Annotated in this window: 23 protein-coding genes and 2 pseudogenes; 10 read left to right on the top strand and 15 right to left on the bottom strand. The window is 59.4% G+C overall.

The annotated features are described in order from the left end of the window. Window positions 1-32 precede the first annotated feature (32 nt). The 3 genes from uvrD (at window position 33) to F8N80_RS09155 (ending at window position 3,920) form a co-directional block, all read left to right on the top strand. Window positions 33-2,216, top strand: a complete 2,184-nt coding sequence (gene uvrD, locus F8N80_RS09165; RefSeq protein ID WP_150783733.1) for a DNA helicase II — start codon at window positions 33-35, stop codon at window positions 2,214-2,216. 288 nt (window positions 2,217-2,504) lie between these two features. Beyond that, the gene (locus F8N80_RS09160; protein ID WP_150783732.1) at window positions 2,505-3,377 is read left to right on the top strand and encodes a Tim44 domain-containing protein; all 873 of its coding nucleotides are present in this window, start codon (window positions 2,505-2,507) and stop codon (window positions 3,375-3,377) included. A 135-nt stretch (window positions 3,378-3,512) separates the two neighbouring features. Then, window positions 3,513-3,920 (top strand): SMI1/KNR4 family protein, encoded by a 408-nt coding sequence (locus F8N80_RS09155; RefSeq protein WP_150747584.1) that lies wholly within the window; start codon window positions 3,513-3,515, stop codon window positions 3,918-3,920. A gap of 23 nt (window positions 3,921-3,943) precedes the next feature. On the opposite strand, the gene F8N80_RS09150 is transcribed toward F8N80_RS09155, so the two are convergent. Further along, a complete protein-coding gene (locus F8N80_RS09150; RefSeq protein WP_150783731.1) occupies window positions 3,944-5,707 on the bottom strand; it encodes a cation:proton antiporter in 1,764 nt (587 codons plus the stop codon). 287 nt (window positions 5,708-5,994) lie between these two features. On the opposite strand from F8N80_RS09150, the gene F8N80_RS09145 reads away from it, so the two are divergent. Beyond that, window positions 5,995-6,477 carry an acyl-CoA thioesterase gene (locus F8N80_RS09145; protein WP_150747586.1) on the top strand — a complete coding sequence of 161 codons (483 nt, stop codon included), beginning with the start codon at window positions 5,995-5,997 and terminating at the stop codon, window positions 6,475-6,477. A 147-nt stretch (window positions 6,478-6,624) separates the two neighbouring features. Here F8N80_RS09145 and pdxY read toward each other — a convergent pair whose 3' ends face one another. After that, entirely contained in the window at window positions 6,625-7,497 is an 873-nt protein-coding gene (gene pdxY, locus F8N80_RS09140; RefSeq protein ID WP_150747587.1) for a pyridoxal kinase PdxY, read from the bottom strand. Window positions 7,498-7,614: 117 nt separating this feature from the next. Between pdxY and F8N80_RS09135 the strand changes: the two genes are divergently transcribed. Further along, window positions 7,615-8,028: a DUF3301 domain-containing protein gene (locus F8N80_RS09135; RefSeq protein WP_150747588.1), complete on the top strand. Its 414-nt coding sequence runs from the start codon at window positions 7,615-7,617 to the stop codon at window positions 8,026-8,028. A 12-nt stretch (window positions 8,029-8,040) separates the two neighbouring features. Here the strand turns inward: F8N80_RS09135 and F8N80_RS09130 are convergent, their stop codons facing one another. Beyond that, entirely contained in the window at window positions 8,041-9,006 is a 966-nt protein-coding gene (locus F8N80_RS09130) for a CobW family GTP-binding protein (RefSeq protein ID WP_150783730.1), read from the bottom strand. A 26-nt stretch (window positions 9,007-9,032) separates the two neighbouring features. Here F8N80_RS09130 and F8N80_RS09125 point away from each other — a divergent pair, with 26 nt between their 5' ends. Continuing rightward, window positions 9,033-9,389: an NADH:ubiquinone oxidoreductase gene (locus F8N80_RS09125; RefSeq protein ID WP_150783729.1), complete on the top strand. Its 357-nt coding sequence runs from the start codon at window positions 9,033-9,035 to the stop codon at window positions 9,387-9,389. A 4-nt stretch (window positions 9,390-9,393) separates the two neighbouring features. Here the strand turns inward: F8N80_RS09125 and F8N80_RS09120 are convergent, their stop codons facing one another. Continuing rightward, entirely contained in the window at window positions 9,394-10,044 is a 651-nt protein-coding gene (locus F8N80_RS09120; protein ID WP_150747591.1) for a DUF1826 domain-containing protein, read from the bottom strand. Further along, window positions 10,044-11,252, bottom strand: a complete 1,209-nt coding sequence (zigA, locus tag F8N80_RS09115) for a zinc metallochaperone GTPase ZigA (RefSeq protein ID WP_150783728.1) — start codon at window positions 11,250-11,252, stop codon at window positions 10,044-10,046. Before zigA ends, F8N80_RS09120 begins: the two co-directional genes overlap by 1 nt. A 111-nt stretch (window positions 11,253-11,363) precedes the next feature. Here zigA and F8N80_RS09110 point away from each other — a divergent pair. Together F8N80_RS09110 and F8N80_RS09105 are read left to right on the top strand one after the other, a co-directional pair. Then, window positions 11,364-11,858: pseudogene (locus tag F8N80_RS09110) on the top strand (GTP cyclohydrolase, FolE2/MptA family). Between the two features lie 105 nt (window positions 11,859-11,963). Beyond that, window positions 11,964-12,869, top strand: a complete 906-nt coding sequence (locus F8N80_RS09105; RefSeq protein ID WP_150783727.1) for a His/Gly/Thr/Pro-type tRNA ligase C-terminal domain-containing protein — start codon at window positions 11,964-11,966, stop codon at window positions 12,867-12,869. A 78-nt stretch (window positions 12,870-12,947) separates the two neighbouring features. Here F8N80_RS09105 and F8N80_RS09100 read toward each other — a convergent pair whose 3' ends face one another. Beyond that, window positions 12,948-13,469, bottom strand: a complete 522-nt coding sequence (locus F8N80_RS09100; protein WP_150783726.1) for a DUF3617 domain-containing protein — start codon at window positions 13,467-13,469, stop codon at window positions 12,948-12,950. A 131-nt stretch (window positions 13,470-13,600) separates the two neighbouring features. Here F8N80_RS09100 and cls point away from each other — a divergent pair, with 131 nt between their 5' ends. Next, complete coding sequence (gene cls, locus F8N80_RS09095) at window positions 13,601-15,040, top strand: cardiolipin synthase (RefSeq protein WP_150783725.1); 1,440 nt, start codon at window positions 13,601-13,603, stop codon at window positions 15,038-15,040. Here the strand turns inward: cls and cfaB are convergent. From cfaB to F8N80_RS09065, 6 genes are all read right to left on the bottom strand, one after another. Then, window positions 15,037-16,221, bottom strand: coding sequence for a C17 cyclopropane fatty acid synthase CfaB (cfaB, locus tag F8N80_RS09090; RefSeq protein WP_150783724.1), 1,185 nt, complete (start codon window positions 16,219-16,221; stop codon window positions 15,037-15,039). The genes cls and cfaB overlap by 4 nt on opposite strands. 217 nt (window positions 16,222-16,438) lie before the next feature. Next, on the bottom strand, window positions 16,439-18,349 hold the full coding sequence (locus F8N80_RS09085; protein ID WP_150783723.1) for a cation-translocating P-type ATPase: 1,911 nt from the start codon (window positions 18,347-18,349) through the stop codon (window positions 16,439-16,441). Beyond that, a complete protein-coding gene (gene hflK / locus F8N80_RS09080) occupies window positions 18,346-19,404 on the bottom strand; it encodes a protease modulator HflK (protein WP_150783722.1) in 1,059 nt (352 codons plus the stop codon). Before hflK (F8N80_RS09080) ends, F8N80_RS09085 begins: the two co-directional genes overlap by 4 nt. After that, the gene (hflC, locus tag F8N80_RS09075; RefSeq protein ID WP_150783721.1) at window positions 19,401-20,432 is read right to left on the bottom strand and encodes a protease modulator HflC; all 1,032 of its coding nucleotides are present in this window, start codon (window positions 20,430-20,432) and stop codon (window positions 19,401-19,403) included. The genes hflK (F8N80_RS09080) and hflC overlap by 4 nt, the downstream gene beginning before the upstream one ends. Continuing rightward, on the bottom strand, window positions 20,429-22,387 hold the full coding sequence (gene hflK, locus F8N80_RS09070) for a protease modulator HflK (protein WP_150783720.1): 1,959 nt from the start codon (window positions 22,385-22,387) through the stop codon (window positions 20,429-20,431). Before hflK (F8N80_RS09070) ends, hflC begins: the two co-directional genes overlap by 4 nt. Window positions 22,388-22,639: 252 nt before the next feature. After that, complete coding sequence (locus F8N80_RS09065; RefSeq protein ID WP_150747601.1) at window positions 22,640-23,113, bottom strand: Lrp/AsnC family transcriptional regulator; 474 nt, start codon at window positions 23,111-23,113, stop codon at window positions 22,640-22,642. Window positions 23,114-23,258: 145 nt separating this feature from the next. Between F8N80_RS09065 and F8N80_RS09060 the strand changes: the two genes are divergently transcribed. After that, on the top strand, window positions 23,259-23,888 hold the full coding sequence (locus tag F8N80_RS09060; RefSeq protein ID WP_150783719.1) for a LysE family translocator: 630 nt from the start codon (window positions 23,259-23,261) through the stop codon (window positions 23,886-23,888). An 84-nt stretch (window positions 23,889-23,972) separates the two neighbouring features. On the opposite strand, the pseudogene F8N80_RS09055 reads toward F8N80_RS09060, so the two are convergent. The 3 genes and pseudogenes from F8N80_RS09055 to F8N80_RS09045 form a co-directional block, all read right to left on the bottom strand. Next, window positions 23,973-24,911, bottom strand: a pseudogene (locus tag F8N80_RS09055) (pyridoxamine 5'-phosphate oxidase family protein); the annotation flags it as partial. A 63-nt stretch (window positions 24,912-24,974) separates the two neighbouring features. Next, window positions 24,975-25,601, bottom strand: coding sequence for a glutathione S-transferase family protein (locus tag F8N80_RS09050; protein WP_150783717.1), 627 nt, complete (start codon window positions 25,599-25,601; stop codon window positions 24,975-24,977). 130 nt (window positions 25,602-25,731) lie between these two features. Then, a complete protein-coding gene (locus F8N80_RS09045) occupies window positions 25,732-26,634 on the bottom strand; it encodes a LysR family transcriptional regulator (RefSeq protein ID WP_150783716.1) in 903 nt (300 codons plus the stop codon). Between the last annotated feature and the right edge of the window lie 68 nt (window positions 26,635-26,702).

The raw sequence follows: 26,702 nt of genomic DNA, 5'->3' as shown, positions 1-26,702 counted from the left end.
CCCGGGGTGGCGCCGCCCCCTAGAATGGCCTGATGCGCGATGATCTCTCCCTTCTGCTGAACTCCCTCAACGATGCCCAACGCCAGGCCGTAGCTGCCTCCGTAGGTCGTCAGTTGGTCCTGGCCGGTGCTGGTTCCGGTAAAACCCGAGTGTTGGTGCACCGTATCGCCTGGTTGATCCAGGTCGAAAACGCCTCGCCCCACTCGATCCTGTCGGTAACCTTCACCAACAAGGCCGCTGCCGAGATGCGCCATCGCATCGAGCAGCTGATGGGTATCAACCCGGCCGGCATGTGGGTCGGCACCTTCCACGGCCTGGCGCACCGCTTGTTGCGGGCGCATTGGCAGGAAGCCGGCCTGAGCCAGACCTTCCAGATACTCGACAGCGACGACCAGCAGCGACTGGTCAAGCGGGTGATCCGCGAGCTGGGCCTGGACGAGCAGCGCTGGCCGGCCCGTCAGGCCCAGTGGTTCATCAACGGGCAGAAGGACGAAGGTCTGCGTCCACAACACATCCAAGCCAGCGGCGATTTGTTCCTGGCCACCATGCGCAGCATTTATGAAGCCTATGAGGCCGCGTGCCTGCGCGCTGGCGTCATCGACTTCTCCGAATTGCTGTTGCGCGCCCTGGACCTGTGGCGCGATCACCCGGGCTTGCTCGCGCACTATCAAAAGCGTTTCCGGCACATTCTGGTGGACGAGTTCCAGGATACCAACGCCGTGCAGTACGCCTGGTTGCGTCTGCTGGCCAAGGGCGGTGACAGTCTGATGGTGGTCGGCGATGACGATCAGTCCATCTACGGCTGGCGCGGCGCGAAAATCGAGAACATTTATCAGTATTCGGACGATTTTCCGGATGCCGAGACCATTCGTCTTGAGCAGAACTACCGCTCTACCGCCGGGATCCTCAAAGCTGCCAACGCCCTGATCGCCAATAACACAGGGCGCATGGGCAAGGAACTGTGGACCGACGGCGGCGAAGGCGAAGCGATCAATCTGTATGCCGCGTTCAACGAGCATGATGAAGCGCGCTATGTGGTGGAAACCATCGAAAGCGCGCTGAAAACCGGCCTGGCTCGCAGTGATATCGCGATTTTGTACCGCTCCAACGCCCAATCGCGCGTTTTGGAAGAAGCCTTGTTGCGCGAACGTATTCCCTATCGCATCTATGGCGGCCAGCGCTTCTTCGAACGGGCTGAAATCAAGAACGCCATGGCTTACCTGCGCTTGCTGGAAGGCCGTGGCAACGATGCGGCGCTGGAGCGGGTGATCAACGTTCCGGCCCGTGGCATCGGCGAGAAAACCGTCGAAGCTATCCGCGACCATGCCCGTCACAGCGACGTGTCGATGTGGGAAGCCATGCGACTGCTGGTCGCCAATAAAGGCCTGACCGGGCGCGCTGCCGGCGCTCTCGGGGCATTTATCGAGCTGATCGAGAACCTCGCCGCCAAATGCATGGAGATGCCCCTGCATCTGATGACCCAGACCGTCATCGAGCAGTCGGGGCTGATCGCTTACCACGAAGCGGAAAAAGGCGAGAAAGGTCAGGCCCGAGTAGAAAACCTTGAGGAACTGGTCAGCGCCGCGCGCAACTTCGAAAACGCGGAAGAAGATGAAGACCTGTCGCCACTGGCGGCGTTCCTCGGTCATGCGTCGCTGGAGGCCGGTGATACCCAGGCCGACGAGCACGAAGACAGCATTCAACTGATGACCCTGCACAGCGCCAAAGGCCTGGAATTTCCTTACGTGTTCCTGGTGGGCATGGAAGAAGGCCTGTTCCCGCACAAGATGAGCCTGGAAGAACCCGGCCGTCTCGAGGAAGAGCGCCGCCTGGCCTATGTCGGAATCACCCGGGCGATGCAGAACCTGGTGATGACCTATGCTGAAACCCGACGCCTGTACGGCAGCGAGACCTACAACAAAGTGTCGCGTTTCGTACGGGAAGTACCGAAAGGCCTGATCCAGGAAGTGCGCCTGTCCAACAGCGTCAGCCGTCCGTTCGGCGGCGGCCAGCAGCAGAGCGCCACCAGCCTGTTTGGCGGCAGCGAGATTCCGGACACCGGGTTCAGTCTGGGCCAGGCCGTTCGGCATTCGGTGTTTGGCGACGGCGTGATCCTGAACTTCGAAGGCGCCGGGGCTCAGGCCCGGGTCCAGGTGAACTTCGGCGAAGGCAGCAAGTGGCTGATGCTCGGTTACGCCAAGCTCGAAGCGATTTAAAGCCTGACAGAGTGCCCATGTGGGAGCGGGCTTGCTCGCGAAGGCCATACCGCGGTTTTTCAGAAACACCGCGTTATCGTTCTTCGCGAGCAAGCCCGCTCCCACAGGACTCATCTTCCTACAGAACTAATCCACTGATCCTACAGACCAAAGCTAACGGGCCTTTTTGCACTGATTGAAGCTGAACGAAACCTGTCAGGCAAAAGCCCGAAACACTCTGCCGCTAGCCAGCAACACTTCACCTGTGCAACATGGCGCGCGTGCCTTCCACAAATGGGAATTCCCTTTATGAAACGTTTTCTTAGCATCGCCATGGCGTTGTGCATCGGCCTGACGATGAGCCTCGACGCCAACGCCAAGCGCTTTGGTGGCGGCAAGAGCTCCGGCGCTGCGCCGACTCACCAGACCAGCCAAATGGCTCCTTCTTCTGCCGCGGGCGGTGCTGCCGCCACTGCGGGTGCCGCCGGTGCCGCTGGCGCTGCCGCCAAGGCCGGCGGTGCTTCGCGCTGGCTCGGCCCTCTGGCCGGCATCGCTGCCGGTGGCCTGCTGGCCTCCATGTTCATGGGTGGTGGCTTCGAAGGCATGCAGATCTTCGACATCCTGATCATGGCGGTCATCGCCTTCCTGGTCTTCCGTTTCATCGCCGCCCGTCGCCGCAAGCAGCAGGAGCACCTGGCTCCGGCTGGCGCGCCGATGCAGCGTGAAGCGTTCGAGCAGAAGCCAGCAGCCATGGGCTCGATCTTCGGCGGTTCGGCGGCCCCTGTCGCCGCTCGTCCGGTGATCAATGCCCCGGCCTGGTTCAATGAAAAGAACTTCATTGAAGCCGCGCGCAACCACTTCCAGTCCCTGCAACAGCACTGGGACGCCAACGAAATGGACAAAATCTCCGAGTTCGTGACCCCGCAACTGCTCGAGTTCCTCAAGCGCGAACGTGCCGAGCTGGGCGAAGGTTTCCAGTCCACTTACGTCGACAACCTCAATGTGCAGCTGGATGGCGTGGATGATCGCGCCGACAAGACCATCGCCACCCTGACCTTCACCGGTGTGTCGAAGAACTCGCGCTTCGACCAGGGCGAAGTGTTCAGCGAAAGCTGGAACATGGAGCGTCCGCAGGGCGAGAACCAGCCTTGGCTGGTCGCAGGTATCCGCCAGAACGGCTGATCCTTCCTGCGTTAAGCATGCTGTAATGAAAACCCCGGCCTGGCCGGGGTTTTTCTATTTCGCGGTTGCATCTATAGCAAGCTACTGTATAAACCGCCCCATATAAACCGCGCCAACAGCAAGAGGATCCCGGACGTGGAAGAAATCATTGAACAACTGCGTGAAGCCAACGAACCGGTACCGGTCCCCTTGGAATTGCCCGACGAAGATCAACTGGTGGAAATCGAGGAACAACTGTTCATCGACATTCCGTTTGTCTTCAGAGAATTTTTGCTGACCGTCAGCGACGTGGTCTACGGCAGCCTGGAGCCGGTGACCGTCACCGACCCGCAATCCCACACCTATCTGCCGGACGTTGCCGCCAACGCCTGGGATGCGGGTGTCGATCGCAGCATGATCCCGATCTGCCAGGACGGCGACAACTACTACCTGGTCGAAGAAGACGGCACCGTGGTGCTGTGGCTCGCCGAGGAAGAGCTGATGGCCGAAGAAACCTGGGAATCGGTATGGCACTGGGCGCGGGACGTCTGGCTGGAAAGCTGAGCCGTCCGACGCGCCCCCGGTGGTCAATGCCCGGGCGAATCCTTGTGGTTGTCCAGGGTTTCCAGCAAGGCCACCTGCATGCGCGTATGCACGCGGATGAACCAGCGCCAGAGTAGCGCCGCCACGGCGGCCGCGACGACGACTATCAGTACCAGCAACTTGTTGGTCGGCAAAATACTGGCCGACAAGGCTGCCAACAGCAGGAAGATCACCAGCAGCGAGAGAATCGGGATCACTTCGGCGATCACCCGACGCACTCGCTGTGTGTGACGCCCGGCCATTTCAGGTTTCACGCCCATCTCCGCCAATAGCATCGACAGCGCCTTGAGCTTGCGATAGGCGGCGATCAGAAACGGCAGCGACAACAGCAGTGCCCCACCCCAGATCAACGCTTTCTGCCAGCTCGGGTCACTGATCCAGTCTTGCAGGTAAGCGGACATGCGCTCGGCGAAGTATGCGCCCGAGAAGAAGATCGCAATCACCAGCGCCAGATTGACCCCCACTTGCAACAGGATCCGCCGAATCATCGACGCCAGCAGCGCCCCCTCGCCCTGTGGCTGAATGCTACGCAACCATTCGCCGTACATGCCCAACACCCGACTCAGGCGTTGCGGCATCACCGCCGCCAGCTTGATCGACAAGGGGTCGGCCGCGCGAATCAAGTACGGCGTCATCAGTGTAGTGAGCACCGAAACTGCCACTGCCACCGGATAAAGGAAGTTACTGGTGACCTGCAAGGTCATGCCCAGCGAGGCGATGATGAAGGAAAATTCGCCAATTTGTGAAAGACCCATCCCGACCCGCAGTGAGGTACGTCCGTCATTACCGGCGATGAAAGCGCCGAGGCCGCAGGACAGCATCTTGCCCAGAACCACTGCAACGGTGATTACCGCAATCGGCCAGGCGTACTGCAGCAGAATCATCGGATCCAGCATCAAGCCGATCGCGACAAAGAAGATGGCGCTGAACAGGTCGCGTACCGGCTCGATCAAGCGTTCGATCTTCAGCAATTGCCGTGATTCAGCCATGATCGCGCCAATCAGGAATGCCCCGAGCACCATGCTGTATTCGAGTTTGACCACCAGCAGGCAGAAGCCGAAACACAGGCCCAGCACGGTGATCAGCAGCATCTCGTCGCTTTCGAATTTGGCTACGTAGGCCAGCAGTCGCGGTACAAGAAGGATGCCGATGACCAGCGCGACGATCATGAACAGCGAAAGCTTGCCAACCGTGGAAAAAACTTCACCGGAGCTGACCGTGCCGCTGACCGCGATGCTCGACAACAAAGCGATGATGCCGATGCCGAGGATGTCTTCGACGATTAATACGCCGAAGATCAGCTGGGCAAAGCGCTCGTTCTTCATCTTCAGGTCATTGAGGGCCTTGACGATGATGGTGGTCGAGGAAATCGCCAGGATCGCGCCGAGGAACAGCGAGTCCATGGTGTTCCAGTCGAACCAGCGGCCAATCTCGTAGCCGATCCAGATCATCAGCACGATTTCCAGGAACGCCGCGATGAACGCCGTGGCACCGACCTTGAACAGCTTACGCAGGCTGAACTCCAGGCCCAGGCAGAACATCAGGAAGATTACCCCCAGCTCGGCAAGGGTCTTGATGGTTTCTTCGTCGTGGATCAGGCTGAAAGGCGGCGTGTGCGGGCCGATGATGAAGCCGGCGACGATATAGCCAAGGACCACGGGCTGTTTGAAACGATGGAACAGCACCGTCACCACGCCCGCGACCAGCATGATCACTGCCAGGTCCTGAATAAAACTGATGGCGTGCATGGTGTGGGCTCCTTGGGTAAATTTTGCTCAAGCACCAGCCCGGGAAAGGTCTGAATTGAGCAGAGTAAAAATCCGATTTAGATGTAGGAATTGTCTTCGGGGTGGGCATTTGAAGGGTAACACCGCGACTTCCGGCAGAAAGGCGGTGCAATATATGGAAACAGATCGTTAAGGCGTGACGGCAATCATCCGCCCGGCGTCCCGATAACTGTGGTTTGAAAAAAACCGACCAGGCACCCGCAGAGGTGCGCTCCCCCTCCGAACCTGCCTTGAACCGTGAGAACGCTATGGAACCCGGAAACGCCCAACTGTCGATGACGGTATTGATGACCCCCGACATGGCCAATTTTTCTGGCAATGTTCACGGCGGAACCCTGCTCAAGTACCTCGACGAAGTGGCCTACGCCTGCGCCAGCCGATATGCCGGCCGCTATGTCGTGACTTTGTCGGTGGATCAGGTGATTTTTCGTGAGCCGATTCATGTCGGCGAACTGGTCACCTTCCTGGCCTCGGTCAATTACACCGGCAACACCTCGATGGAGGTGGGCATCAAGGTGGTGACCGAAAACATCCGCGAGCGCTCCGTGCGCCACACCAACAGTTGTTTCTTCACCATGGTCGCGGTGGATGATCAGCGAAAACCGGCCGCAGTCCCGCCGCTGGAACCGCAGAACAGCGAAGACAAGCGTCGTTTCATGCAGGCCCAGCAACGCCGGCAGATCCGGCAGGAACTGGAAAAGCGTTATCAGGAGATCAAGGGCGACGCCTGAACCGTGCCTGATCTTTAAACTGCTTTCGCGGGCAAGTCGGATCGCCGCACCGCTCGCTCCTACAGGTCCGAGTCGCACACATCTGTTGTGAACGACGCCGTCCTGTAGGAGCGAGCGGTGCGGCGATCCGACTTGCCCGCGAAGCTTTTAAAGGCTTATCGCCATCGCCTCGAACCGCACCCGCGGATGGGCAATCCGGTCCTGGGCCCGCACCAGTTCCAGCTCATAGCTGGCACAGGCCTGGGTTTCCAACAGCACTTCATGCACGGCCGACGCAGCGAACTCAAAAGCCGCCACCAAGCTATCGCCCAACAGGACACGCGCCAGAAACAGCCCGGATGTCAGGTCGCCAACCCCCACTGGCTGCCGCGGAAACGCCAGCATTGGACGACGCAGGTGCCAGCTGCCTTCACCTGTCACCAGCAGCATCTCGAAAACGTCCGCCGACTTGCCGGGATAGTCCAGATGCTTGACCAGCACCGCCTTCGGACCGCGCGCCAACAGCACTCGCGCCATGGCCAGGCAATCGAACAGTGACTGCGGCTTGCGTCCCGAGAAGCTGTCCAGCTCGAGCTGGTTCGGGCACATGAAATCCGCCACGGCGGCCGCTTCTTCCAGCAGAAAGTCGCTGACTTCCGCCGGCACGCTGCAGCCCTTCTCCGGATGGCCCATCACCGGGTCGCACAGATACAGTGCCTTGGGGTTTATCGATTTGATTCGCGCCACCCCCGTCAGAATGGCCCGGCCCTGGGCCGCACTGCCGAGGTAACCGGACAACACAGCATCGCAGTTGCCCAGTTCGCCAATCGCGGCGATCCCTTCCACCAACTCGGGAATCTGATGCGGGGCCAGCACGTCGCCGGCCCACTGGCCATATTGGGTGTGGTTGGAGAACTGTACGGTATTGAGCGGCCAGACATTCACCCCGACCCGCTGCATCGGGAAAACAGCGGCGCTGTTGCCAGCGTGGCCGAACACCACGTGGGACTGGATGGCGAGCAGATGGGGCGTACGTTTCATGCACTGAGTTCCGTAAAACGATTGAAATTCGAGCCGCGCAGTATGCGACGAAACACAGCCTATACGACAGACCGCAGACGCAGTTAAGCTGACACCATCTTGTTGGAGCACCCTTTAATGCTGACCCTCGGAAATATCTTCGTGCTAATGCTGCTCGCCACCGGTGGCGCGTGGCTATGGCATAACCATGGCTTGCGCGAGCGGGCACTGGAGCGGGTCATGCAGCATTGCAGCAAACTTGGAATCGAATTGCTGGACGGCAACGTGGCGTTGAAAAAAATCGCCTTCATCAAAGACGCCAACGATCGGCGGCGCCTGGCCCGTGTATATAACTTCGAATTCACCGTGACTGGTGAAACCCGTCACAACGGTACGATCACTCAATTCGGGGCCCACAGCGCACAGATCGAACTGGCGCCCTACCCCATGCCATTCGACGATACACCCGAGGTGGTTGACGCAGTGAAGCCTCGAGCCGAGGTCATCGAGTTGAGTCAGTGGCGGCAGGAACACACCAAGTGGCGCCCATAAATCAAAAGTTCTTCAACTCGAACGACAGTTCGCCAATGCCCTTTGCAGCAAATCAACCTCCTGCGGCTCACTGAAAATCAACTCGATCCGCGAATCCCGCCGCCACTCACTAGTCCGCCATTCCAGCACCGAATTATCCAACGCATTGGCTGAACCCCAACCACCGACGCTGTGGATAACCAGTTTCGCCCGCCGCCAGGCCAAGCTTTCCAGCCACCGGCCAACAAGCGCCGCATCGAATGTCTGACTCGGATGCCAACGCCAGCCAATGCTCCAGCCGCCCTCCTGTTCCTGACTCAGGCATATCGGCAATGCAGGATCACTCCAGATCGCCGGTATCTGCGCCAGTCCCTTGGGCACGCTGAAGTTATCCACACCCGTCATAGCCTGAATTTCACGCCCGGGTAATTCGCTCAACGGCAACACAGCTTGCTGCGTCCAGTACAACCGACGCGCCGGCAGTTGCGCGGCGATACGCTGCCGAACCCCGGCGTCGAGATCTTCTGACTTGTTCAACAGCAACAACCCGGCACTGTTCAGCGCCTCTTGTTGCGTCGCAGGCAGCGGTTTACCGACAGCAAGCGCCTGGGCATCCAGTACCAGTACACAAGGTTGAACGGCCAGCACCCCTTGCCACGGTGTCTCACTCAATTGCCTGAGCAACTGCGCCGGATGCCCCAGCCCCGAAGGTTCGATGAACAGTCGATCCGGCCGCGCCTTGCGCAGCAAGCGCCCGAGCCCGATCTGAAACGGCGCACCATTCACGCAACACAAACAGCCCCCGGCCACTTCACCCAGTGCTATACCTTCGATGTCCCGGGTCAGCAGTGCAGCGTCGAGGCCGATCTGGCCGAACTCGTTGATCAGCACCGCCCAACGCTCGTTTGCGGGGCGTTGCGCCAGCAGGTGCTTGATCAGGCTGGTCTTGCCGGCGCCCAATGGGCCGGCAATGACGTGGGTCGGGATGTTCTGCAACATGGTCGGTATTTTCTAGGAGGTAAAAAATGCGGTTGATGGGGTTGTCGTTGCTGTTGGCACTCACTTCAAGTGATGTGGTGGCGCAGGCATGTGTGGTACATAGTACAGCTGTACGACTCGACGTCAAAGTCTGCCAGCAGAACCGCACCATCCCGCAAAGCCTGTTCGCAGAAGGATTCTGTCAACCAAACCTGCCCGGGCAGAAAGTCGAGGTGCAGTACGTTGACCAATGCCCCGCCGGTGCCTTCGGTGTGTGCAGCAACGCTCAAGTCGCCAATATGCCGTACCGGCAGGACATCCACTATTACGGAGTGGCCACCGATGCGGCGTACTTGCAGCCGTTTTGCGAAGCCCAGAGCCAGGGAACCTGGCTCAAGCCGTGAGCCGCTAGCTCAACCAATCGAGGGTCAGAATCAAGCGGCGCTCTCCCGGCGCGGGTTGGGGCGAGCGGTGAATCAAGCCGCAGCCTTCGTTGCCATGCCATTTCTCGCCCTTGAGCAGCGCCACGTCGCCGCTGGCGATTTGCTGGATCAGCGCATCGCCCTGGGGTTGCGCGTCGGGTTGGCCCAATTGGCCGCGATCCATCACCCCTTCCTTCAGCCACTGACTGCCAATACCAGCATAGGTGGTGATCAACCGCACCGGCACATGATCGACGTGAAAACGCGGGCACATGGCTTTGTCCAGGACCCTGAGGCGCAGACCGATACGTTTGGCGCCCAGTAAACAGGCGAATGCGCTGACCAGCCAGGAAACGTCGGTAATGAAGCCTTCATAGCCTTCGAGGTCGCTGAAGCCTGAGGCCAATCCGTGGAGATCGGGTTCGGCTTCTTCGTCGGCCAGTTCCAGGGACAGTGACTCGGCCAGCGATTCGTCCAGGGACAACAGCAAGCAGGCGAAATCGGCGATATGCACCGGCAATTGCCGCTGCCAAACCGCGAGGTTTACTCCGTCATCGAGGATGCGTGCCAAGGCTTGCGGGGCTTCACCTTGCACCTGATGAATGATTGGCTTCAGATTCAGAGTCGGTGGCAACATCACGCTGCCGCCTCTTCATGCCAAGGGCCGAACGGATCGGACAGCTGCCTCCAGCCCTCGATACCCGCCGCCATTTCATCATCAGTCAGCAGGCAGTCATCGAGTTCCGCGGTGAGTAGCGCGAAGTCGATGTTCTGGCCGATGAACACCAGTTCCTGCCGGCAATCGCCGGTGTCGGCTGTCCAGTTTTGCATGATCGCAGCCGAGCTATCTGCGTCCTGCGGCCACTGGGCTTTTGGCACGAAACGCCACCAGCGCCCGGCGAAACCGTGGCGCATCAAGCCCCCGGCCTGGGACCAGCTACCGGCGTCCATGTGCTTGCTGGCCAGCCAGAAAAAACCCTTGGAGCGCAGCAATTTGCCGTTCACCCAGGGCCGGTCGATGAAGCTGAAAAAGCGCTGCGGGTGAAAGGGTCGACGTGCGCGATAAGTGCTGGAGGCGATGCCGTACTCTTGGGTTTCCGGCACGTGTTCGCCACGCATTTCCTGCAACCAACCGGGCGCCAGAGCGGCCTTTTCGAAGTCGAAGCGACCGGTGTTAAGAATCTTCTCCAAGGGGATTTCACCCATCACCATCGGGATGATTTCCGCCTGTGTATTGAGCCGCTCGAGGATCGCGATCAGCTCTTGGCGCTCGCGACTGCTGATCAGGTCGATCTTGCTGATCAGGATCACATCGGCGAACTCGATCTGCTCGATCAACAGATCAGTGATTGAGCGCTCGTCCTCATCACCCAATGTTTCACCACGGGAAGCGAGGCTTTCGGCAGCCTGGTAGTCGAGCAGGAAATTCATGCCATCGACCACCGTTACCATGGTGTCGAGCCGGGCGATGTCAGCCAGGCTCTGCCCATCTTCGTCGCGGAAGGTGAAGGTTTCCGCCACTGGCAAGGGTTCGGAAATGCCGGTGGACTCGATCAGCAAGTAATCAAACCGACCCTCCCTGGCAAGTTCGCTCACCTCTTCCAACAAGTCTTCGCGCAATGTGCAGCAGATGCAGCCATTGCTCATTTCCACGAGTTTTTCCTCGGTACGGTTCAGGCTGACATCGCGCTGGACTTCGCGGCCGTCGATATTGATTTCGCTCATATCGTTGACGATCACGGCAACCCGCAGGCTGTCGCGGTTACGTAGCACGTAGTTGAGCAAGGTACTTTTGCCGGCACCTAGAAAGCCGGACAGGACGGTGACAGGAAGACGATTGGGCATCAGGAGTTCCTCACAGGGCAGACCGATCAAATCGTCGGGCTTGAAAAAGGCTTGGCGGCACTTAATGTAATAACATAACATACAAAACCGAATTCAACGATGGACCTGCTCATGAATGCGCTGACTCTGCCAGATATCGCCGCGCAGGCCTCACGCGAAGCCCTGCCACTGGAGTGGGTGGGCATGTGTGGCATTGCTCTACCTGTTTTACTGAATGGCCAACGCCTGAGTGCAAAGGCCGACACGGGCGTGAGATGTTCCACGTGGAACTAAAAATAGACGTTGCATATTCCTCGACCTGCCCTTGCTCGGCGGCGCTGTCCCGGCAGTTGATTCAGCAGCAATTCGTCGATCGCGACGATCAATGACGAGGAAGCGGCGCTAGGAACCGCCGTACAAACCGCGGTGAAACGCGCCGACGAACAAGCCTTCGCCTTGGCCAATGGTCAGAACCTGATGTTCTGCGAAGATGCTGCCCGACGCTTGAACATCGCCCTGAAACGTTCGCTTGGCATCAACGCGTTTCACATCCCGGTGATCCACGCCGAAAGCCTCCACGCCCACGACGCGGTTGCCGAAAGTCGATGGAATTGGGAAGCAGCATGATCCGCTGCCATGGGTTACGACTAATATCCTAATGACAGCGGCCAGGGTTTGCCCGTAGGGTTTATGCGCGAGCGCATGTGATCGAAAACTTCGAGAACCCTGACCATGATCCAGATCACTTTGACTGATGGTTCATTGCGAGAATACGACCAGCCGTTGTCCGTGTATGAGCTTGCCGCGAGTATCGGCGTAGGGTTGGCCAAGGCGGCTGTCGCAGGGCGAGTAGACGGGGTGCTGGTAGACTGTGCGTTCCTGATCGAGGCGGATGCGCGGGTCAGTATCGTCACACCGCAGGAACCCGATGGCCTGGAGATCCTCCGCCGTTCCTGCGCGCTGATGCTGTCCATGGCGGTCAAACAGCTTTACCCCCGTGCGCAGTTGCAGATTGGATCGGCGCTGGGTGACGGCTTTTTTTATGAGTTTACCTACGAGCGTCCTTTAACCCTGGTCGACCTTGCCATCATCGAAGCACGGATGAAGACGCTGGTGGCGACCAATCATTCGATCCGCCGTCGCGATCCGTCATTGCGATCAACACCTTTCGAGACGCTATCGCCGTACCTGATGGGGAATTTCGAATGTGTGACTGTGGGACCGCACGTTCCCGCAACCAGGGTATTGCAGGCATTCGCCCTGGACCACATCAGCGGTACTTCGTCACAACGGATATATGGCACCTGCTGGTCTTGCCAAAAGGAACTGGAACATTGGCGCGCACCGCCGCATGTGATTGTCGTGAGTATGGATGATCGCCAATTGGCTTATGCCCAGTCGGTGACCGAGGCATTGCGCCGAATTGGCGTGCGTGCCACCGCGGATCTGCGTCACGAAAAGGTTCGCCACAAGATTCGCGAGCACAGTCAAAACGTGCCGTATCTGGTGGTAATCGGGGAAAAAGAAAAGGAAGGCGGGTTTGTCAGTATACGCAGCCGCACCGGGGAGGATTTCGGCAGAATGGCGGTTGAGACGGTGTGTGAGTGGTTGAAGTCAAAAGGGCTTGCAAGGGTCTAAGCGAACTCCATCGCGAGCAGGCTCGCCCCCCACAAGCCATACACGATCCTTGTGGGACCGAGCCTGCTCGCGAAGCTTTTAGGCTCTGGGCTTAACAGTTCCGCAATCCTGCCCCAACCACACGGCGCGGGTATCGAGACTACCCTGCTGCTGAATACCGGTGGCATTGAACGTGCCGTTGACCTTGGTGGTGAACTCACGATCACTGAGGAATGTAGCGATACCCGCACCTTGTGCTTTCGGACAGCTGAAGCGGAATTTCCACTGGTTACCCGTACGCTCGGTAATTTCCTGTTTGCAGCCCGATTGCGGATCCGTCAGCGGAATGTTGTCTGTCTTGACCTGCTCAGGCGTCAGACAAGACCGTATCCCTTTTCCACCCATGGTGATGCCCTGCTTCTCCAGCTGTGCGCGCTGTTCAGGGGTTATCTGGCTCTGTATCTGCCCAAGGATCAATTGCAGATCGGGCAGGTTCTGGTTATCGACTTTCATGTTGCTCGAGGTTAATTCCCACAAACCCGGCTGCAGCATCTGCGCCTGAGCGGCCACAGGAAGAGCCAAACCAAAAGCCACGGCCAAACCCAGCAGACGAACGTTCATCGAGTAACTCCTGATCAGTAGTGGCCGTTAGACGTCAGCCACAGGCTTCGGTTCATGGGCCAATTAATTAGCGACATTTTGCACGGAACATGGTCTTTTAAGTATTGAATCTTCAGGAGCAAGGCTGCCCCATGGATTATTTTGGACCGCATGTTTTCGGTTATCTGATCGCCCTTCTGCACTCGTTAGGCATGATCGCCGCCATCCATGCCGTATTGACCGTTCGGACCGCCCAGGGCTCGATCGCCTGGGCCTTGTCATTGCTGTTCATTCCCTACCTGACGCTCATCCCGTATCTGGTCTTCGGCCGCAGTACCTTCGATGGGTACATCAAGGCCCGGCGTCAGGCCAACGAGGAAATGCGCAAGGCCATCGCCGAGATGAACTGGCGACCCTGGGTCGAAGAGGCGCTGACCGCACGCGCCTCCAAAGCCTACGCGTCACTCCGGGCCATGCCGAAGCTGGGACGTATGCCATGCCTGGCCAACAATGAGGTGCGCTTGCTGATCAACGGCCAGGTTACCTTCGATGCGATTTTTCAAGCCATCAGCCACGCCAGGGAGGCCGTGCTGGTCCAGTTTTTCATCATCCACGACGACTGCCTCGGCCAACGTCTGCACACCTTGCTACTGAAAAAAGCCGCCGAAGGCGTGGCGGTTTATCTGCTGTACGATCGAATTGGCAGCCACTCGTTACCCCACAGCTACGTGCAGCCATTGCGCGATGCCGGCGTCGAGGTCAAAGCGTTTGCGACTCGCAGTGGCTGGCTCAACCGCTTCCAGGTCAACTTCCGCAACCACCGCAAGATAGTGGTGGTAGACGGAATTCTGGGCTTCGTCGGCGGGCACAACGTCGGTGATGAATACATGGGAGAAAAACCGCCCCTGGCACCGTGGCGCGATACCCACGTGCAAGTGCGCGGCCCCGTAGTGGCCTGCATGCAGGAATCCTTCGCTGAAGACTGGTTCTGGGCGGCCCGTTCCCTGCCACCGCTGATCTTGCCCGACGCCTATCCAGACGATGGCGTGCTCTGCCAATTGCTCGCCAGCGGCCCGGCTGATTCCTACGAGACCTGTTCGTTATTCTTCGTCGAAGCTATCCACGCGGCCACGGAACGAATCTGGATCACCAGCCCCTATTTCATCCCTGACGAGGCGGTATTCGCCGCCTTGCGCCTGGCGGTGTTGCGTGGCGTGGATGTGCGAATTCTGCTGCCGTCGCGACCGGATCACCGGATCGTCTACGCCGCCTCCAGCCTTTATGCCTTCGAAGCGGTGCGCGCCGGAGTGCGGGTGTTCCGCTACGAGCCTGGCTTCCTGCATCAGAAAGTGGTGTTGATCGACAGCGAAATCAGCGCCATCGGCAGTGCGAATATGGACAATCGTTCCTTCCGCCTGAATTTCGAAGTGATGCTGCTGACAGTGGACAGCGCATTTGCCCTGGAAGTGGAACAAATGCTCAATGATGACTTTGCCCAGACCCACGAAATCGCCAAAGAAGAAAGCCAGGAGACCCACCGCCTGCAACAGGTTGGCATGCGGGTCGCCCGGCTGATTTCTCCGATTCTCTAGGGGTTGTAAATGTCGTCGCGGGTCCATGGAAGTTCATGGCTGCCATCGGCGTGAGCTTTCACCGCCAGGATCTGGTGCAAGTTGATCCAGCCTCTGGCGAAAGCGTAGGCGCATCCCGCCAGGTACAGCCGCCAGATTCGCAATGCCTGCTCAGGGACCAGTTTGCCAGCGGCCTCCAGATTGTCTTCGAGACGTTCGCTCCAATGATCGAGGGTACGCGCGTAATGCAGGCGCAGACTTTCGACATCGACGATCTCCAACCCTGCTTCGCTGATCTCGGCAGAAATCATCGACAAGTGCGGCAGCTCTCCGTTGGGGAACACGTACTTCTCAATGAAACTGCCGGCGCCGCGTCCCACAGGCCGGCCATCGGTGTACTTGGCGGTGATCCCGTGGTTCATCACCAGGCCGCCCTCCTTCACCGCACCGAACAAGGTTTTGCAGTACTGGGTCAGGTTGGCGTGACCGACGTGCTCGAACATGCCAACGCTGACCACCTTGTCGAAGCGCCCGTCCTGAGGCAAATCGCGATAGTCCAGCAGATGCAATTCGACCAGATCGTCCAAACCCTCGGCGCTCACCCGCTCACAAGCCAGGGCTAACTGCTCTTTACTCAGCGTAATCCCGAATACCTTGGCGCCAAACTCCCGGGCCGCATACCGCGCCAATCCACCCCAGCCGCAACCGACATCCAGCAGATATTCGCCGGGTTGCAGCCGCAACTTGCGACATAAGTGGCGGAATTTGGCTTGCTGGGCTTGCTCAAGGGTTTCGCTACCGGTCTCGAAATAGGCGCAGGAGTACGCCATGTCGCTGTCGAGCCACAGCTGATAAAACGCATTGGAAAGGTCGTAGTGATAGGAAATCGCTTGGGCATCGGTTTCCTTGTCATGGGCAAGGCGAACCGGCTGGCTGTTTTGATCACCGAGTAACGCCTGGCTCCACTCATCGCAGATGCGAATCACGTCACTGATGGAACCTTCAAGCTCCAGTTTACCTTCGACAAACGCCGCTCCAAGCGCGTCGAGGCTGGGATGGGTGAACTGGGTAACCATTTGTGGGTCCTTGACCACAATAGTGACGCTGGGCGTCGGCCCCAGGTTAAATTCATGGCCGTCCCAGAGTCGCAGGCGTAAGGGTAACTGCAGATTCTGTAAGGCCGGTGGAAGCTGCGCGAGCATGGATAGTCCCCCTTGTTTCAGACGTCTGATGAGAGGGTAGACCATCCTGGAAAAATAGCTGGCTATCGATTTAATAGCCGTTGTCTATAACTCACGGCGCTCCAACCAGCCGTCGTGAGTGCATAAAGTGCTATGCCCTCAACCTAAATGACTACGAATTCGGTACACAGTTCTAAAAAGTTACTAACCCTGTTTATAGCCCTGTATAGCGGTACATTCAAATCTCGTCCTTCAGCTTGAGCAATGGCTCCTGAAATCGCAGCAGCCGACCGGCATTGCCCAACACCAATAAGGTGCTGAGGTTGTGCAACAACGCGGCAATCATCGCCCCCGCCGCGCCAAGCCAGCCGAATGCAGCGAATACGACGATCGCGAGCGTCCAGCCCAAACCGATGATCACATTGACCTGCAGGGTCTGCCGGCATTGGCGGCTCAAGCGCACGCAAGTGCCAAGCCGACGCAGGTCGCTGCCGATCAGCACGATGTCGGCCGAGGCCAGCGCGATGTCCGCTCCGCCCGCGCCCATGGCGACACCCACGACACCGGCCTTGAGCGCCAGCGAATCATTGATTCCATCGCCCACCACCATCGGCCGGAAACCCTTACCGATTTCTTTCAACACGCGATTGAGTTTGTCCTCGGGCAAGGCCTGCGCTTCGACATCACTGATGCCAACATCACGAGCCAGCGTGTGTGCGACGCTCTGCCGATCGCCGGTGAGCAATAACTGGCGTCCCAATCCGAGTTCGCGCAACTCACTCAAGGCAAAACGCGCTTCAGGTTTGACGCTGTCGGCCAGCAACAGCCAGGCAAGGAACTCCCCATCAAGCGCCAGACCGGCGATCGGGCCATCGTGGTCGGGAACCGTTGACGTGGAGATGCCCAATTGTGCGAACAGCTCCGGACGACCCAATGCCGCCTCGCCTTGCTCGGTCATCGCCACAACACCCAAGCCCTGACGCTCGCGAATGTCCGAGAGCAAAAGAAAATGCTCCTGCGTGACCAACCCGGCGAGCGCCCGGCTGACCGGGTGACTGCTGGCGGAACCCAGACTGGCGGCAAGTTTCAATACGTGGCTGCGATCCTCGAGCGGGCTGTCGATGGATTGCAAACGCAAGGTGCCAAAGGTCAGGGTCCCGGTCTTGTCGACCACCAGCGAAGTCAGGTCAGCCAACTCTTCAAGAAACGCCGAACTTCGGATCAGAATCCCGTGGCGAGCCGCTACCGCCACCCCGGCAATCGCCGTGGCTGGCGCCGATAGCACCAGCGCACAAGGACAGGCGGCCACCAACACCGCGAGCATCGCCTGAGCATCGTTAGTCACGAACCAGGTTACGGCCGCCAGCAGCAACACCAGCACCATGTAGCTGCCGGCATAGCGCTCCAGCAATCGGGTGATCGGCGGCTTGGATCGCTCGGCGCTTTGCATGAGCGCGATGACTTTGCCAAGGGTCGATTCGGTGCCGGTGCGGGTCACTTCGATGCGCAACAAGCCATCGAGATTGATCGCGCCGCCGAACACCAACATGCCGACAGCCGCTTCCACCGGCACCGACTCACCGGTAATGGACGCCGTATCGAGACTCGCCTGACCGGATAAAACCCGACCGTCCGCCGGCACCCTGTCACCGGCGCGTACTTCGACAATGTCAGCGCTTTTGAGCGTTGCGTTGTCGACTTCGACGATCGAGCCGTCCGCCTGAACCTTGCGCGCATGGCTGCGAGTGAGTTTGCCAAGAGCGTGAATCGCCTCCTGGGAACCGATGACACTGCGCTCTTCCAGCACATGGCCAAAGATCATGATGATTGGCAGCAGTGCAGCGGTGAGCAGATCGCCCGTGGCCCAGGCGCCGAGCATGGCCAGGGCGATCAGCTGATCGGTGATCCCGTGCAGACTGGGGTAACGCAGGCTGTACCACGCCGAGCGCATCACCGGCACGGCCACCAGTAACGAAGCAAAACCCAACAGCAATTGACTGACGCCAGCCTGCTCCGGCATTAGCCAGCGCCAGATCAGTCCGAGTGCCAGCAAGCCAAGAGCAAGCATTGCCAGGGTCAATTGGCGAGCGGCGCTGCGTTGTTCATCCGAGGACAACAGGCTCGATGCGGCGGCAGTTTGGGTGGTCATTGTGCGGCTCCCTGAATGATCAGGTGTGAATCGTCTTTCGGATTGACCGTGGTCACCGAGCCCGCCTGGCCAAGAATTTTCGGCATCCCCTCGCGATAAATGCGCAGCAGCATTTGCGGGTCGCTGCCCCGCTGTTGTGCCGGGGCCAGACTCAACACGGGGGCTGTATCAGCGGAGGCTTTGGCCAGCCGTTCGCTCGCCTGGGCGTGGGCGACCTGAAGCGTGCGATCGGCTTGTTGGTTGGCAGACTGGGTCAATTTCTCGGCCTCCGTGCGCGCGTTTGCCACTGCTTTGTCGGCCTGCTGGCTGGCCGTCAGAACCGCGTTGAAGGCATTGACCGCCGGCCCTGGCAGACTGGATTGCACGTCGACGCGCGTCACTTCGATCCCAAGCCCCTGCCCTGTCGTGGTCAATTGCGCCAAACGCTGATTGATGCCTTGTACCAGATCGCCACGCAGTCGTTCGCGTCTTTCGGCTGCTTTGTTGTCGGCACCGATCAGCTCCGGTCTCGCCACCAGAATGGTGTCCAGATCTCGGGCGGCAGTGAGTGCGACGGCGCTGCGCGTCACCAGTCGGTCCAGGGCCGGCAGCACATGTTCGCCTTGAAGGACGAAGGCGTAGGGTTCGCTGACCTTATAGAACACCCGCACATCCAGTTGCACCACGCCCGCGTCGCCGGTCAAAAGATAACCGGAGCCAGCCAGCGCATCACTCAGAGGGGTGGCGAATGTAGCGACCCTATCCGCCTGCACGGCTGCATCACTGCGCAATAGATTTTCAATTCGACGCTCGATAACCCGATCCGCAGCCGGCAACAGAATTACCTGCTCAAACGGTCGCGGCCAGGCCAACAACAACCCGGCATTCTGGACGCGATCGAGTGCACCGAAGTGCATGACCACCGCACGATTTTGCGGATCGATCTGCCGCACGTTGGAAAATGCCCAAGCCAGTGCGGCGAGAACCGTCACCGCATACAGGGCAAGGAACGCTAATCGCCCAGCCTGAATCCAGGGGCTATTCAGTTCATTTGTTCCACGTGGAACCAAACTCATGGCTGCGACCCGGTTTTGTTATCAAGGGTCGGCGGGCCGTCTACCAGCACCCTGAAGGGCGCGGCGTCGGTGCGTAAAATCAGTTTGGTACCGGGCGTGACGATAGTGCCCAAGGTGTCCAGGGAGCGCAGCAGGTTGTACAGCTGCGGCGAGGCGGCATACGCACGGCCGTAAATCTGAGCGGCTTCGACGCGTGATTCGGCTTCAATCTCGGCCGCCTTGACGGTGGCATCGGCCTGGACGATTCGCGCATCCCGTTCCGCCGCGGAACGGATTTGAGCCGCTTCACGCTTGCCAATGGCCGTGCGTTCAGTGGCAATTGTTTCACGCTCGGCGCGCATGCGATCGACTGTGGCGGTGAGGGTTACCGAGGGCAAGGTCAGGCGTTCGATGCCGACTTGCACAACCCGCACGCCATATGTCGTCAGTAACTGTTGATCGATTTGCTGACGCAGCTGCGTTTCGAAGTCGGCAATGTGCACCTGCTTCGCGTCGGTGTTCACCAGGTTGGCCAGATCAAAACTGCTGGCCGTGGTTTCCAGCGCCGAACCGACGAAGGTGCGTATCTGCCGCGCGGCCTCGTCCGGCTGATTCTGCACAGCGCGCATGAAACGCTGAACATTCTCCGGATCACCTTGCACCTGCCACGCCACGTAAGCCTGAACGATGATGCGCAAACCGTCCCGCGTGCCCACATCCTGCAAGCCGCTGGAGGTGGTGCGCAACCGCAGATCGACCGGGATTGCCGCTTCGAACGGCGCCGGCCAACGCCAGCCGAGACCAGGCTCCAGCAACACGCGCGACGGATTGCCAAAGCGCGTGATCACCGTAGCTTCTCCGGATCGCACTTGCACCAGGCTCGCTGCGGCGATGGCGAACGCCACCAGCAGCGCAGCCCAGCCCATGCGTCGCCACGGGAACGGGCCAGCTTGTTGTGGATCACCGTGGTGGTGGTGATGTCCATGGTGATGCCCGCCATGGCCGTGATCATGGCCGCTGTGGTCATCGTGTGCGTGCGACTGGCTCAATGGGCAGCTCCTGGTTGAGCGGATTGACTCGGCGGCGCAGGGTCAGCCGGCAGGGTGAAGGTACGCAGGTCGATGGTCGGCGCATTGCTGCTGCCGCCTATACGATGATCGAGCACCAGTAGTTTGGCGGTGGCCAGGCCTTTGGAAAGTTGGCTAAAGTACTGTTCCAGCACAAAGGCCTGGCCGGCGCTGGCATAAGCCTTTTGTTCGGCGCTGAATTTCAGATCCGCCGCCCGGGCGATGGAATTGATTTCACGAGCGTTGGCTGTCGCCTGGTCGCGGGCGATGCTGGCCTGCAACTGCGCCTGATGGGTGGCCTCCGCTGCCGCACCGCGTTCGCGCGCGATCAACGCCTGGACACCAATTTGCGCCGCTTGCACCCCGTGATAGGCGTTAGCTGCTCCCGCCGGTGGATGAATCGCCTCGACCACGGTGGCGAGAATTTCCACCCCGCTGTGGGGTTTCTGCAGATCAGCCTGCACCGCCCGGCCAATTTCTTCGGCGAGCCCTACCCGGTCCTCGCCGAGCAAACCGTCGAGGGTGCGTGACGCGAAGTCGTGAACCAGAATCCGGCTGGCGGTGCTGCGGATCAGGGTTGGTACATCGGCACTGTTGTAGGTCGCCGCCAACGCCGCCTGATCGCTCAGGCCGATGCGGTAGACGAAACGTACATCCATGTTGACGATCTGGAAGCTCTGTTTATCGGCTCGGCTGCTGGCGATGACCTGGGATTTGTCATTCACGTGGCTCGCATCCCACAAGCGATTGGCAATCGCCGGCGCCGGACCTTCGGCGGGTTCGGCGATGATCGGTGGCGCTGCTTCGCCCACGCTGGTGGCCAACTCGTGGACCACACCGTTCTCGACGTTCAGCACTCGGCCCAGCGGCCAGGGCAAACCCGCGTGCAGACCAGGACCGAAGACCTCGACCGGCTTGCCGAATCGCTCGTAGATGCCTCGTCCTTGCAGGGGGATTTCGTGAATGCCGGTGAGCGACCAACCCACAAGTGAGACCACCGCCAACACAGGCAAAAATGCCCGGCGCATGTAGGTAAAGGCCCAGATCTGCCGCAGGTCTATACCAAAGCGGTTGTGCAGTTCGTGTTGTAACGCCAGCAACGGCTGTGGTGGCCAGCGCAGCATGTCGGCAACGAAGCTTCGCGCGAGCATCGCCGGTTCGAGACGCTCCCGCCGGGGACTGAACAACGACAATACGGCGCGTAACAGCATTTCGAGCGCGACCAGCCCCGGCAGCAGGCCGATCAGGACGGCGAGCCGCACCGGCCAGACCGAGGTCTCGCTGGCGAACAACAGGCACAGGGCGCTCAGCACCAGACAGATGATTGCGACACGCGCCAGCTGCGCCAATGACCCTGCTTCGGGCCACTGGGCCAGGTTTTCCTGGGCCAGTTGACGCTCTAGCACCAGCAAACCGAAGGCCAGCAATAATGACAATGCAGCACCGACATTGGCCGAGAAGCCCAGCGCGGCAGACGGCAGTGTAAGGTTCCAGGCCTGGTCAATGCTGAACAGTGTCAACAGCGCCCACCCGCCAAGCCACAACGTCGGCGCGCCAATCTGCAACAGCATCCTCAGCCATTGTTGATTGATACGATCCAGCAACCGTTCGTACCAGCCATCCGCGGTAGCCACTTGATCAGTAACGACCACCGGCACAGAGGGATTCATCGCCTGGGCGCGCCACTGTGTCACCCACCAGGCCGACTGCAGACCGGCAAGCAGCACCAGTAAACCGGCACTTTGATTGGTCAGTACTGCCAACCAAAGAGACTGGGGCGCAAATACCCCGACGAAAAATGCCAGTACCAGACCTGTCGCCGCCAGCACTCCCAGGCCGATTGCGAATTGGCGCAACCGCCGTGCTTGGAAGACCGCCTGCTGAAAGCGCGGCAACCCGGCTACCCCTGCTCCATCACCATCGAGATCGACTTGCATACCACCCCAGTGTTCAGCTCTGCTGACGTCATCGTTCGTTACGATATAACGAAATGGGTGAAAATTTTCGTATTGTTTCGACAGATTCAAAAATCCCTTCCGCCGGGTGTCGGCCTTTCATACAAGGACTTGGACTGGAAAACTGGCATTGCGCCAAGCGGCGATGAATGTGGAGGGGATGTCGACGCAGCTGTAGAAAGTTCCAAAGATCGTCCGAAGGCTCGGGCCGCGTTCGGACGATTTTTTCGCTTTTCAGCCCGGCAAATGCCCCAACGGCAACGCTCCCGGCGTCTTCACTGTGTGAATCGCAAAGTTGCTGCGGATGTCACTCACGCCTGGCAACTTCAACAGCCTCTCGGTGAGAAAACGGTCATAGGCGCGCAGATCCGGCACCACCACTTGCAGCAGAAAATCCGATTCACCTGATACCAGAAATGCCGAAATCACCTCAGGCAATGCCGTCACGGCCAGACGAAAGGACTCCGCCTGTTCATCGTTGTGGCGCTCGACCTTGACCCCGACGAACACTGTCAGCCCCAGCCCTACTTCATCACGATCGAGATTGGCCTGATAGCCGCGAATCACCCCGGCTTCTTCGAGCATCCGTACCCGGCGTAAACAGGGCGACGCGGACAGTCCGATCTCGTCAGCCAGTTGCACATTGCTCAGGCGACCATCCCGTTGCAGCGCGGCGAGAATTTTGCGGTCGTAGGCGTCAAGTTTCATGGTTTGGCAGATCCTGATGGCTCTTGCGTAGTTTAGTAGCAGGTTATGCCAACCGAAGACGAGTTAGAAGCAAACTACGCAACCACCTGCCCGGCTCTTCAGCCCTAGACTGCGCGTACCGAATCGATAATGAATGGGGTGCAAGGTGGTAGGACTCTGGCTGTTTTTCATGGCGCTGGCTGTGGTTTATCTGCTACCGGGCCCGGACATGATTCTGCTTTTGCAGACCGGTGCCCGTCAGGGCAAAGGTGCCGCGCTGGCGACTGCGGTGGGCTTGGGCGTTGCCCGGGGTTGCCATGTGGCGTTGGCGGCGCTGGGGCTGGCGACGCTGTTCAAAGCTGCGCCTTGGACCTTCGGCGTCGTCCGTCTAGTCGGGGCTACGTATTTACTGTGGATCGGCATTCAGTGCCTGCGAACCACACTGCTGCCAAACTTGAACGGTGCACAAGCCGTCTGCGGGAAAGCTCATTGGCGCGCAGCGATCCAGCGCGGTTTGCTCACCAACCTGCTCAACCCTAAAGCGCTGCTGTTCTGCTCGGTGCTGTTGCCCCAATTCATCAATCCTGATGGCGGGCCGGTACTCGCGCAGTTTGCGACCTTGGGCGTAGCGCTGGTCAGCGTCGGTTTTTTGTTCGACAGTGCTTACGCACTGGTCGGCGCCGCGCTGGGCCGTTGGCTGCAACGCAGTCCATCGGCCCAGCGTTTGCAGCAGTGGCTGTTCGGCAGCCTGCTGATCGGTTTCGCCGTGCGGTTGACGTTCCTGCAACAGGCCTGATTACGTCAGCGCTTTGCGCTTGCGACGATTGATCAGTACCCGCCGCCACCAAATGCGAAAAGGGCCATTCATGGCCCCTTGTCAACGAGCCCTGGCCTGCTCCCAGGTACCGGTGAGCAAACTGGTGGGTGAAACGCCATCGAAGCGCCAGCGCAAAGCCAGTGCTGCCGGACGACGGACGACGCTTTCGACGTCGACTGTCCACAGCCGCTCGGCCCCTTGAAAAGCTTCGATTTGCGGGCCTTCAAGGATGATTTCGGTGCGCCCGCTGAGCTGCAACAGATCACCGGAGTTGAAATCGATAAACAGCAAACCGGCGCGAGGGTTGAGCAGCAGATTGCCTAAGGTGTTGAAGAACCGATTGCCGGCGAAATCCGGAATGGTCAGGCGATTGCCTTTCACTTGCACGAACCCGGACTGACCGCCGCGGTGCGAAATATCAATCGAACGCTGATCATCGACGTCCACATAACTGGCGACGAAAAAGGTATCGGCACCGGCGATCATGACTCGAGCCGCGTCATCCAGTCCGTCGCGATGTTGGACGATGCGGGTCGAAGGATCCGCCAGCGGCACCGAGCGAAACTGCCGCAACTGAATGTATTGCGGGCAATTGCCAAAGGACTGCTCCACGCTCACACCGAAGCCGCTCACCGTCATTGCGCGAATGCGACCGTTGATGCGGTTGCGCCGTTGAGTGTGCAGTTCGATGCCCAGCAGGCCGATCGCCGCGCCATCGCTCAATTGCGCAGGATCATCGGCACTTGGCAGGCTATCCAAGTGCAGCACACCGGGTTCGGGCGAGTGAGCGAAGCCCGGCTCACCTTCGAGAATGCTGGCCCATGGGTTGCCATCGGCATCCACCGCGCCGTACAGCATGAACGGCAATTGTTGATAGAACGTGCGGTGCTGGTCCGGCATCTCGGTGCGAATCACCCTGCGACCGAACGCCTCCATTCGCTCGGCAACACCAACGTGAGCCTGCAACTGTTTCTCGCCAGCGTGCCAGGGCGAACGGTCCATAACGGCTTCTCCCCTGCGCCATCGACGCAGCGTGAACGGCCCGTCAGTGTCGGGCCACAGGCATCAGGCGGTTTTTTGCAGGCCGGCGACGGTGCGCGGCATGCCGACAAAACCTGGCAAGGCTTCGACGCGCGCCAGCCAGGCCCGCACGTTGCCGTAGTCTTCGAGGGAGACATTACCTTCGGGTGCGTGGGCGATGTAGCTATACGCCGCGACGTCGGCAATGGTCGGCTCGCTACCTGCCAGATAAGTCGTATGGCCTAGTTCCTGATCGATAACTTTGAGCAAGTCATGTGAACGGGTAATCGCTTCTTCAGCGTTGTGAGGCGCACCAAACACTGTGATCAACCTGGCCCGGGCAGGGCCGAAGGCAATCGGTCCGGCAGCGACCGACAACCAACGCTGTACCTTGGCGGCACCGACCGGGTCGGTGGGCAGCCAGCGGCCTTCGCCGTACTTTTGCGCCAGATAAACCAGAATGGCGTTGGAGTCCGCCAGTACCACCCCTTGATCATCAATGACCGGAACCTGACCGAAAGCATTGAGCGTCAGGAACTCCGGCTGCTTGTGTGCGCCCTTGGCCAGATCGACGAAGACCAACTCGGTCGGCAGTTGCAGCAGGGATAGCATCAACTCCACGCGGTGAGCATGGCCGGAACGGGGGAAGTTGTAGAGCTTGATCGCTTGCATGGTCGACTCCGCAGGGTAGTGGCGCTCTTCAGGAAAGATCAGTGGCGATGACCGCTATCTTGCCCTCGGGACCAAAACAACAGAATAACCAGCAAACACAATCCATTATTTCAACCAGAGCAATAATGAATCAGCTTTGCAAGGCCGGATGCTCCCGCAACGCGCTCACTGCAAAATCCACGAAACTGCGAATCCGCGCCGGGGCGTTGCGTCCACCCTGGTACACCACATGGATCGGCAATGGCGGCAGTTCAAAATCCGCCAAGACGATTTCCAACTCACCCGCCGCGACTTTGCTCGCGACCTGATAAGACAAGACCCGGGTGAAACCCAAACCCAGACACGCCGCAATAATGGCCGCCTGGTTCGCCGTCACCACTAGCCGCGGTTCCGGACGAACACTCAGGGGTTCACCTGCGTCAAGAAAAGGCCAGCTTCTCAGCTGACCGATAGCGGACGTTGCAATAACCGGCGCCTGAGCCAGATCGTGAGGATGTCGAGGTCGACCATGGGCCGTCAGAAACTGTGGCGAACCGCAAATCACTCTCCGCACTTCACCCACGCGAATCGCGTGCTGATTACTGTCGGGTAACTCACCGATGCGCACGGCGACATCAACGCCCTCCTCGACCATGCTCACCACCCGGTCGACCAGCAAGCCATTGATGCTGACTTCAGGAAACCGGGTCAGATATTCCACCATCAATGGCGTGACAAACAGCTCACCAAACAACACCGGCGCGGTGATCGTCAATTGCCCACGAGGCTGGGCGTGGCTGCCTGCCGCCGAGTCCTCGGCTTCCTGCACCTCGGCGAGAATTCTGCGACAGTCTTCCAGATAACGCTGACCGGCCTCGCTCAAATGTACGCTACGCGTCGTGCGGGTGAGCAACAGCGTGCCAATGCGTTTCTCCAGCGCAGCCACCGCTCGGGTGACGCTGGCGGCCGACATGCCCAAACGCCGCGCCGCCGCCGAGAAGCCCTGATCCTGGGCGACAGCGGCAAAGACCTGCATTTCCTGGAATCGGTCCATAGGACATGTCCTTTTAAAATCAAAAGATCGCAGCCTTCGACAGCTCCAACAGGTGTGTTTCCTGTGGG

The sequence above is a fragment of the Pseudomonas fluorescens genome, from assembly GCF_902497995.1.
Classification (GTDB): domain Bacteria; phylum Pseudomonadota; class Gammaproteobacteria; order Pseudomonadales; family Pseudomonadaceae; genus Aquipseudomonas; species Aquipseudomonas fluorescens_BK.
This window is presented reverse-complemented; position numbering and strand designations above follow the sequence as displayed.

Bases quoted from the DNA above. Each gene is read 5' to 3' on its own strand.
- uvrD (WP_150783733.1), top strand. From the start codon at position 33: ATGCGCGATGATCTCTCCCTTCTGCTGAACTCCCTCAACGATGCCCAA.
- F8N80_RS09160 (WP_150783732.1), top strand. From the start codon at position 2,505: ATGAAACGTTTTCTTAGCATCGCCATGGCGTTGTGCATCGGCCTGACG.
- F8N80_RS09150 (WP_150783731.1), bottom strand. From the start codon at position 5,707: ATGCACGCCATCAGTTTTATTCAGGACCTGGCAGTGATCATGCTGGTC.
- F8N80_RS09145 (WP_150747586.1), top strand. From the start codon at position 5,995: ATGGAACCCGGAAACGCCCAACTGTCGATGACGGTATTGATGACCCCC.
- pdxY (WP_150747587.1), bottom strand. From the start codon at position 7,497: ATGAAACGTACGCCCCATCTGCTCGCCATCCAGTCCCACGTGGTGTTC.
- F8N80_RS09135 (WP_150747588.1), top strand. From the start codon at position 7,615: ATGCTGACCCTCGGAAATATCTTCGTGCTAATGCTGCTCGCCACCGGT.
- F8N80_RS09130 (WP_150783730.1), bottom strand. From the start codon at position 9,006: ATGTTGCAGAACATCCCGACCCACGTCATTGCCGGCCCATTGGGCGCC.
- F8N80_RS09125 (WP_150783729.1), top strand. From the start codon at position 9,033: ATGCGGTTGATGGGGTTGTCGTTGCTGTTGGCACTCACTTCAAGTGAT.
- F8N80_RS09120 (WP_150747591.1), bottom strand. From the start codon at position 10,044: ATGTTGCCACCGACTCTGAATCTGAAGCCAATCATTCATCAGGTGCAA.
- zigA (WP_150783728.1), bottom strand. From the start codon at position 11,252: ATGCCCAATCGTCTTCCTGTCACCGTCCTGTCCGGCTTTCTAGGTGCC.
- F8N80_RS09105 (WP_150783727.1), top strand. From the start codon at position 11,964: ATGATCCAGATCACTTTGACTGATGGTTCATTGCGAGAATACGACCAG.
- F8N80_RS09100 (WP_150783726.1), bottom strand. From the start codon at position 13,469: ATGAACGTTCGTCTGCTGGGTTTGGCCGTGGCTTTTGGTTTGGCTCTT.
- cls (WP_150783725.1), top strand. From the start codon at position 13,601: ATGGATTATTTTGGACCGCATGTTTTCGGTTATCTGATCGCCCTTCTG.
- cfaB (WP_150783724.1), bottom strand. From the start codon at position 16,221: ATGCTCGCGCAGCTTCCACCGGCCTTACAGAATCTGCAGTTACCCTTA.
- F8N80_RS09085 (WP_150783723.1), bottom strand. From the start codon at position 18,349: ATGACCACCCAAACTGCCGCCGCATCGAGCCTGTTGTCCTCGGATGAA.
- hflK (WP_150783722.1), bottom strand. From the start codon at position 19,404: ATGAGTTTGGTTCCACGTGGAACAAATGAACTGAATAGCCCCTGGATT.
- hflK (WP_150783720.1), bottom strand. From the start codon at position 22,387: ATGCAAGTCGATCTCGATGGTGATGGAGCAGGGGTAGCCGGGTTGCCG.
- F8N80_RS09065 (WP_150747601.1), bottom strand. From the start codon at position 23,113: ATGAAACTTGACGCCTACGACCGCAAAATTCTCGCCGCGCTGCAACGG.
- F8N80_RS09050 (WP_150783717.1), bottom strand. From the start codon at position 25,601: ATGCAAGCGATCAAGCTCTACAACTTCCCCCGTTCCGGCCATGCTCAC.
- F8N80_RS09045 (WP_150783716.1), bottom strand. From the start codon at position 26,634: ATGGACCGATTCCAGGAAATGCAGGTCTTTGCCGCTGTCGCCCAGGAT.